We start from the raw sequence: 7,932 nt of genomic DNA on the forward strand, positions 1-7,932 counted from the left end.
GGCGCGCGGGCGGGATCGGCCCGGCGGGTGGCCCAAGCGGGGGCGACCAGGTGGATCGCCCAGGTGATCGCCCGGATGGGGGCGCCTGGATGGAGGCGCCCGGATGGGGTCGCCTGGACGTGCCGGACATGCGAGAGATCGGGCAGCCCGGGCGAAGGCAGGCGGGCGCCCGCCCGTGAAGCGCCGAGGGGGGAACGCCGAGAGGCGTCTCCGCCGGCGCGCGCGGCGCCACGGGGATGACAATGTGCCGTGACGGATCGCCGGACCGCCGGGCGGCGATCCGCGGCAGGCGGAGGCACCGAGATGAAGCGGCCGAGCGTGTTGCTGGTGATGGGCGTGTCCGGGGCGGGCAAGACCTCGGTGGGCAAGGCGCTGGCCGAGGCGCTGGGCTGGCAGTTCCGGGACGCCGACGAATTCCACCCCCAGTCCAACAAGGACAAGATGGCGCACGGCATCCCGCTCGACGATTCGGACCGTGCCCCCTGGCTCGCGGCGATCGCGCAATGGATCGATTCGAGCCACGCCATGGGGGAGCCGGCGGTGGTGACCTGCTCGGCCCTGAAGCGGCGCTACCGCGACGTGGTGGTCGGCGCGCGGGACTTCGTGCAGCTCGTCTACCTGCGCGGGGACATGTCCGTGCTGGCCGAGCGCATCGGTGGCCGGCAGGGCCATTTCATGCCGGCCGCCCTGCTGGAGAGCCAGCTCGACACGCTGGAGGAGCCGGGGGAGGACGAGAATCCGGTGGTGGTCGACGTCGCCCAGCCGGTCGAGGCGGAGGTGGCGGCGGTACTGGCGGAGACCGGGCTGCGCGCGCGCTGAGCCGGAGCGGCGCCCCGGCCCCTTGATGCGGTTCTCCTGATGCCCTCCCTCTGATGCCCTCCCTCTGCGGGCCGCGGCGGCCGACGGCGCCGGCCGGGATCGCCCCGGCTCTCCCGCGTCGCCCTGGCCTCCTCCGCGCCGCGCTCTGCTGCGCCGTGCTTTCCTGCGCCGCGCTTTCCTGCACGGCCGGTGCCGCCCTGGCCCAGGGTTCCCCGGGCGGGGTCCGGGCGCGGCCGCCGCTCGGCCTCTCGGCGGCGGCGCTGGCGGCGGCACAGCGCTTCCTGTGCCCGTTCGGCGGCCGACCGGTGCCCGTCCGCGGCGCGCGGGGGCGAGGCCGCTGCGCGCCCGCCGGAGGGGGCATCGGGGTGCCCGCCGGGCTGTACGCGGCCGGCCCTGCCGCCGGCGCCGCGTCCGGCGAGGTGCCGGGCTGGGACGCGGCGCTGCCGGGGGCCCGCCACACGCAGATGCCCTGTCCCCCCGGCACAGCCCCGGCCGCCGCGCGCTTCAACGCCGGCGTGGTGCGCTGCATGCCGGAATAGGCGGCGCCCCTGCCGCCGAATCGCCGGCATGCCGCCGGCCGGGCGCGGGGTGTTGGATCGGTGCGGCGGCGGGGTCGGGCGCGCCGTCGCCCCGATCCGGGCTTCGCGCGCGGCGTGGCGGCAGTCCGGCCTGGCGCCTCGGCCATGCGGCGCGGATCGCGTCGCGCGGTGGTGGTTTCAGCCGGTGTTGCGGACCTGCCACGCTGTGCCGAACCGGACCTTCATTGTCCTTCCTCTCGTAAGGGGAAAGTGGCAACCTAAATATAGCCAACAGTCGGTTGGAGTGCTTCAGTGGTCCATCTCGTGGTCACGTCGCACACGGCAATTGAACGCGACGCCACGGCGGTCCGGAACGCAGATCGACCGTCAGCGTCCAAGAAGACGGCGCGTAACCAGAAAGACCTTCGGGGCGCCGGCCGTATCGCTGCGTCGTGGCCGAGGACGCCGCGGCGGGGTGCATCCCGCCAGCAGGGCGCCGTGAACGTACCGTTTCAGGCATGCATGCGCGCGCCGCATAGCCCGGCGCCCTCATGCCAAGTCGTCGCCGGCAGGGCGTACCGCAACGCCGCCGGCCAGCGCGTCAACCTTGGGGATACGGATTTGATCCAGACTGCCCATGCAATCCTGCGCGCCGCCCGCGACCCGGCGGTTTCCGGTCGCGTGAGGAGGAGCTAGAGGCCATGCCGGACGATATCTTCTCCCGGTTCGCGCGGACCTACGAGTCGCGCCGCGAGACCGAGATGTCGCTCAGCGAGTACCTCGAGGGGTGCCGCCGCGACCCGATGATGTACGCCTCCGCGCCGGAGCGGATCCTCGCCGCGATCGGCGAGCCGCAGATGATCGACACCTCCAAGGATGCGCGTATGGGGCGCATCTTCGGCAACCGGACGATCCGCGTCTATCCGGCCTTCTCCGAGTTCTTCGGCATGGAGGAGACGATCGAGCGCATCGTCGGCTTCTTCCGCCACGCGGCGCAGGGGCTCGAGGAGCGCAAGCAGATCGTCTACCTGCTCGGCCCGGTCGGCGGCGGCAAGTCCTCGCTCGCCGAGCGGCTGAAGGCGCTGATGGAGGTGCACCCGATCTACGTGCTCAAGGCCGGCGACGAGGTCTCGCCGGTCTTCGAGAGCCCGCTCGGCCTGTTCGACCCGGCCACGATGGGCCCGGTGCTGGAGCAGGAGTACGGCATCCCACGCCGGCGCCTGACCGGGCTGATGAGCCCGTGGTGCATCAAGCGGCTCGACGAGTTCAACGGCGACATCTCGAAGTTCCGCGTCATCAAGGTGAACCCGTCGCGGCTGCGCCAGATCGGCGTCGCCAAGACCGAGCCGGGCGACGAGAACAACCAGGACATCTCCTCGCTGGTCGGCAAGGTCGACATCCGCAAGCTGGAGATGTTCCCGCAGAACGACCCGGACGCGTACAGCTACTCGGGCGGCCTCAACCGCGCCAACCAGGGCATGCTCGAATTCGTCGAGATGTTCAAGGCGCCGATCAAGATGCTGCACCCGCTGCTGACGGCGACGCAGGAGGGGAACTACATCGGCACCGAGAACATCGGCGCCATCCCCTACAACGGCATCGTCATGGCGCACTCCAACGAGGCGGAGTGGCAGAGCTTCCGCAACAACAAGAACAACGAAGCCTTCATCGACCGCATCTACGTCATCAAGGTGCCCTACTGCCTCCGCGTGACGGAGGAGCAGAAGATCTACGAGAAGCTGGTCCGCTCCTCCGAGCTGGCCGAGGCGCCGCTGGCGCCCGGAACGCTGGAGATGCTGGCGCGCTTCACCGTGCTCTCGCGCCTGCGCCGGCACGAGAACAGCAACCTGTTCGCCAAGATGCGCGTCTATGACGGCGAGAGCCTGAAGGAGACCGATCCGAAGGCGCGCTCGCTGCAGGAATACAAGGACGCGGCGCCGGCCGACGAGGGAATGGACGGCGCCTCCACCCGCTTCGCCTTCAAGGTGCTGGCCGCCTGCTTCAACCACGACACCAACGAGGTCGCGGCCGACCCCGTCCACCTGATGTACGTGCTGGAGCAGGCGATCCGGCGCGAGCAGTTGCCCGACGAGACCGAGAAGCGCTTCCTCGAATTCATCAAGGCCGATCTCGCGCCGCGCTACGCCGAATTCATCGGCCACGAGATCCAGAAGGCCTACCTGGAATCCTACCACGACTACGGCCAGAACCTGTTCGACCGCTACGTCGCCTACGCCGACGCCTGGATCGAGGACCAGGACTTCAAGGACCCCGACACCGGTCAGTTGCTGGACCGCGAGGCGCTGAACCAGGAGCTGACCAAGATCGAGAAGCCCGCCGGGATCGCCAACCCGAAGGACTTCCGCAACGAGGTGGTGAAGTTCACGCTGCGCGCCCGCGCCCGCCAGGGCGGCCGCAGCCCGTCCTGGACCAGCTACGAGAAGATCCGCGAGGTGATCGAGCGGCGGATGTTCTCCCAGGTGCAGGAGCTGCTGCCGGTGATCAGCTTCGGCTCGAAGAAGGACAGCGAGTCGGAGAAGAAGCACGGCGAGTTCGTGCAGCGGATGATCGACCGCGGCTACACCGAACGGCAGGTGCGCCGCCTCGTCGAATGGTACATGCGCGTCAAGCAGGCGGGCTGACGGGCAACGTGGGAGCGCCGCAAGAAAGGCTTCGATGCACATCCTAGACCGCCGCCTGAATCCCGGAGGCAAGAGCCTCGGCAACCGTCAGCGCTTCCTGCGACGAGCCAAGGCCCTTGTGCGACAGGCGGTCCGCGACGCCTCCGCGCAGCGCAGGATCCGCGAGGTGGACCAGGGTGGGGAGGTCTCCATCCCCCTCGGGGGGGTGGGCGAGCCCTCCTTCCGCCGCAGCGGCTCCGGCGGGGTGCGGGACCACCTCCTGCCCGGCAACAAGAAGTTCTCCGAGGGCGACCGGATCAACCGGCCGCCCTCCGGGGGCGGCGGCGGCAACGAGGGGGCCGAGGATGGCGGCGGCGAGGACGCCTTCCGCTTCGCGCTGAGCCAGGAGGAATTCCTCGACCTGTTCCTGGAGGACCTCGAACTCCCGGACCTCGAGAAGCGCAAGCTGACCGACGGCGAGAGCCACGCGTTGCAGCGCGCCGGCTACTCCACCAGCGGCTCGCCCTCCAACCTCGCCATCGCGCGCACCATGCGCAACAGCCTCTCGCGTCGGCTGGCGCTGCGCCGGCCGCGCCCGGAGGAGATCACGGCGCTGGAGGCGGACATCGCCGCGCTGGAGCGCTCGCGCGAGGATCCGGAGAAGCTCCAGGCGCTGCGCGGCGAGCTGGAGCGGCAGCTCCGGCGCGCCCAGCGGATCCCCTACATCGACCCGCTCGACGTGCGCTACCGCCGCTTCAACGAGGTGCCCAAGCCCGTCGCCAAGGCCGTGATGTTCTGCCTGATGGACGTCTCGGGCTCGATGACGGAGGACATGAAGGATCTCGCGAAGCGCTTCTTCGTGCTCCTCTTCGTGTTCCTCAAGCGCCGCTACAAGCACGTCGACATCGTCTTCATCCGCCATACGCACCAGGCGCAGGAGGTGGACGAGGACACCTTCTTCCACAGCCCGGAGACGGGCGGCACCGTGGTCTCCACCGCGCTGGAGGAGATGGCGAAGGTGATCGAGGACCGCTACAGCCCGGACGAGTGGAACATCTATGGCGCCCAGGCCTCCGACGGCGACAACACCTCGAGCGACAACGCCCGCACCGCGGCGCTGCTGACCGACCGCATCCTGCCGGTGTGCCAGTACTACGCCTATCTGGAGGTGGGGCGCGACGGCGACAGCCTGCCGATCGGCTTCATCAACCGCGAGACCGATCTGTGGCGCACCTACAGCCGCGTGCGCGCCGACGGCATCACCATCGCGATGCGCAAGGTGCGCCACCGGCGCGAGATCTATCCCGTGTTCCGCGAGCTGTTCCAGCGCAGCCCGCAGGGAACCGCCAAGGAGGCCACGCCATGAGCATCGCGGCGCTCGACGGCGACGCCCTGCTGTTCAAGGGCGTCGAGTGGGATTTCGGCACGATCCGGCGCGCCTACGAGGCGATCGAGGAGATCGCCATCGGCGAGCTGGGCCTCAACGTCTATCCGAACCGGATCGAGGTGATCAGCGCCGAGCAGATGCTCGACGCCTATTCCTCGACCGGCATGCCGCTCTTCTACAAGCACTGGTCCTTCGGCAAGCACTTCGCGCAGCACGAGACGCTGTACCGCAAGGGCATGCGCGGCCTCGCCTACGAGATCGTCATCAACTCCTCGCCCTGCATCTCCTACATCATGGAGGAGAACACGGCGACCATGCAGGCGCTGGTGATCGCGCACGCGGCGTTCGGCCACAACCACTTCTTCAGGAACAACTACCTGTTCAAGCAGTGGACGGACGCCGAGGGCATCCTCGACTACCTCGAATTCGCCAAGGGCTACGTGGCGCAGTGCGAGGACCGCTACGGCCAGGTGGCGGTGGAGCGGGTGCTGGACGCGACCCACGCGCTGATGAGCCACGGCGTGCACCGCTACCCGCGCCGCAAGATCCCCGACCTGCGCTCGGAGCAGAAGCGCGAGCTGGAGCGCCGCGAGCACGGCGAGCGCATGTACAACGACCTGTGGCGCACCGTGCCGGGCAAGGAGAAGCAGGCGCCCGACCTGACGGACGTGCAGCGGCGCCGCGCGCTGCTGGAGCTGCCGCAGGAGAACATCCTCTACTTCCTGGAGAAGGTGGCGCCGCGCCTCGCGCCCTGGCAGCGCGAGATCCTGCGGATCGGCCGGCAGGTGGCGCAGTACTTCTACCCGCAGTCGCAGACCAAGCTGATGAACGAGGGCTGCGCGACCTGGGTGCACTACTACATCATGAACCGCCTGCACGAGAAGGGCATGCTCGGCGACGGCGCGATGATGGAGTTCCTGCACTCGCACACCAGCGTGGTGCGTCAGCCCGACTTCGACGACCCGTACTACGGTGGGCTCAACCCCTACGCGCTCGGCTTCGCGATGATGCAGGACATCGTGCGCATCTGCGAGCAGCCGACGGACGAGGACCGTGAGTGGTTCCCCGACATCGCGGGCTCCGGCAGCGGCATCGCCGTGCTGCGCGAGGTCTGGGCGAACTACCGCGACGAGAGCTTCGTCTCGCAATTCCTCAGCCCGCACCTGATCCGCAAATTCGGCCTGTTCCACGTCGCCGACGACGCGGACGACCCGAAGCTGCGCGTCGCCGCCATCCATGACGAGCGCGGCTACCGCCGCATCCGCCAGGCGCTGTCGCGGCAGTACGACGTGGCGCATCTCGATCCCGACATCCAGGTGGTGGATGTCGATCTCGGCGGCGACCGGCGGCTGATCCTGCACCATCGCGTGCTGAACAAGGTGCTGCTGGACGAGGGCGACACGCGGCAGGTGGTGCAGCACCTGGCCGATCTCTGGGGCTACGACGTGGTGCTGCGCGAGGTGGACGCCACGACCGAGACGGTGCTGAAGGAGCACGTGGCGTCCTCGCGGCACGTCTTCGGCTGACGCCCGCCGGTTGAGCGAGGGGGGAGGCCCGGCCCGGCCTCCCCACCGGATCCCGCAACGGCCGGCCGGCGCATCTTGCCCGGCGGCGCCGCCTCCCGCAGTTTGTCGCCCATGCCGACCCGTCAAGGGCGGCCCGTCCGACAGGGAGGAGTCCGATGACCGCCGCAGGCGGCTCCGGCGCACCGCGCGCCCGTTCCGATCAGCCTCAGGGCTTCGCCGCGCTCGACGCGCTGATGCGGCCCCGTTCCGTCGCGGTGGTGGGCGCCTCCGACGACCCGACCCGCATCGGCGGCCGGCCCATCGCCTACATGCTCGGCCAGGGCTTCCGGGGCACCATCTTCCCGGTCAACCCGAAGCGCCCGACCGTCCAGGGCCTGACCGCCTATCCGAGCCCGGCCGAGCTGCCCGAGGCGCCGGACGTCGCCATCATCGCCGTGCCGAGCGAGCTGGTGGAACCGTCGATCGACTCGCTCGGCGCGCGCGGCTGCCGCGCCGCCATCGTGTTCAGCGCCGGCTTCGCCGAGATGGACGAGGCCGGCGCCGCCGCGCAGGACCGGCTGCTGGCGGTGGCGCGCCGCCACGGCATGCGCATCCTGGGGCCGAACAGCCTCGGCGCCTTCAACGCGGCGATCGGCTACTACCCGATCTTCTCCTCCTCGCTGGAGGGCGGCTTCCCGACGCCGGGCAACATCGGCATCGCCAGCCAGTCCGGCGCCTACGGCACGCATCTCTTCGCGCTGGCGCGCGACCGCGGCCTCGGCACGCCGGTGCTGGCCACCACGGGCAACGAGGCCGACGTCTCGGTGGGCGAGGTGATCGGCTGGATGGCCCAGGCGCCGGAGGTCGAGGTGATCTGCGCCTATGCCGAGGGCATCCGCGAGAGCGAGCGCTTCGTCGCGGCGCTCGACCTCGCGCGGCGCAACCGCAAGCCGATCGTGATGATGAAGGTCGGGCAGTCGGCCGTGGGCGGGGAGGCGGCGAAGTCGCACACCGCCTCGATCGCCGGCGACGACGCGGTGACGGATGCGGTGCTGCGCGAATTCGGCGTGGGGGGGGGGCGC

6 protein-coding genes are annotated in these 7,932 nt (G+C 70.0%); all 6 read left to right on the forward strand.

Features of this window, described 5'->3' with window-relative positions:
• The first annotated feature begins 303 nt into the window (after window positions 1–303).
• Window positions 304–819 carry a gluconokinase gene (locus tag M0638_RS04275; RefSeq protein ID WP_248665720.1) on the forward strand — a complete coding sequence of 172 codons (516 nt, stop codon included), beginning with the start codon at window positions 304–306 and terminating at the stop codon, window positions 817–819.
• Window positions 820–1,184: 365 nt separating this feature from the next.
• A complete protein-coding gene (locus M0638_RS04280; protein ID WP_248665721.1) occupies window positions 1,185–1,358 on the forward strand; it encodes a hypothetical protein in 174 nt (57 codons plus the stop codon).
• A gap of 680 nt (window positions 1,359–2,038) precedes the next feature.
• The gene (locus M0638_RS04285; protein WP_248665722.1) at window positions 2,039–3,979 is read left to right on the forward strand and encodes a PrkA family serine protein kinase; all 1,941 of its coding nucleotides are present in this window, start codon (window positions 2,039–2,041) and stop codon (window positions 3,977–3,979) included.
• Window positions 3,980–4,013: 34 nt separating this feature from the next.
• Window positions 4,014–5,324 (forward strand): YeaH/YhbH family protein, encoded by a 1,311-nt coding sequence (locus M0638_RS04290; protein ID WP_248665723.1) that lies wholly within the window; start codon window positions 4,014–4,016, stop codon window positions 5,322–5,324.
• Window positions 5,321–6,871 carry a SpoVR family protein gene (locus M0638_RS04295; protein WP_248665724.1) on the forward strand — a complete coding sequence of 517 codons (1,551 nt, stop codon included), beginning with the start codon at window positions 5,321–5,323 and terminating at the stop codon, window positions 6,869–6,871. The genes M0638_RS04290 and M0638_RS04295 overlap by 4 nt, the downstream gene beginning before the upstream one ends.
• Before the next feature lie 155 nt (window positions 6,872–7,026).
• Window positions 7,027–7,932: CoA-binding protein (locus tag M0638_RS04300; protein WP_248665725.1), on the forward strand; the 906-nt coding region annotated here is incomplete at its 3' end.

This window comes from Roseomonas acroporae (assembly GCF_023223525.1).
Taxonomy (GTDB): Bacteria; Pseudomonadota; Alphaproteobacteria; order Acetobacterales; family Acetobacteraceae; genus Roseomonas_E; species Roseomonas_E acroporae.

Excerpts from the sequence above, each read along its gene's own strand:
- M0638_RS04275 (WP_248665720.1), top strand. The coding sequence starts at position 304 with ATGAAGCGGCCGAGCGTGTTGCTGGTGATGGGCGTGTCCGGGGCGGGC.
- M0638_RS04285 (WP_248665722.1), top strand. The coding sequence starts at position 2,039 with ATGCCGGACGATATCTTCTCCCGGTTCGCGCGGACCTACGAGTCGCGC.
- M0638_RS04290 (WP_248665723.1), top strand. The coding sequence starts at position 4,014 with ATGCACATCCTAGACCGCCGCCTGAATCCCGGAGGCAAGAGCCTCGGC.
- M0638_RS04295 (WP_248665724.1), top strand. The coding sequence starts at position 5,321 with ATGAGCATCGCGGCGCTCGACGGCGACGCCCTGCTGTTCAAGGGCGTC.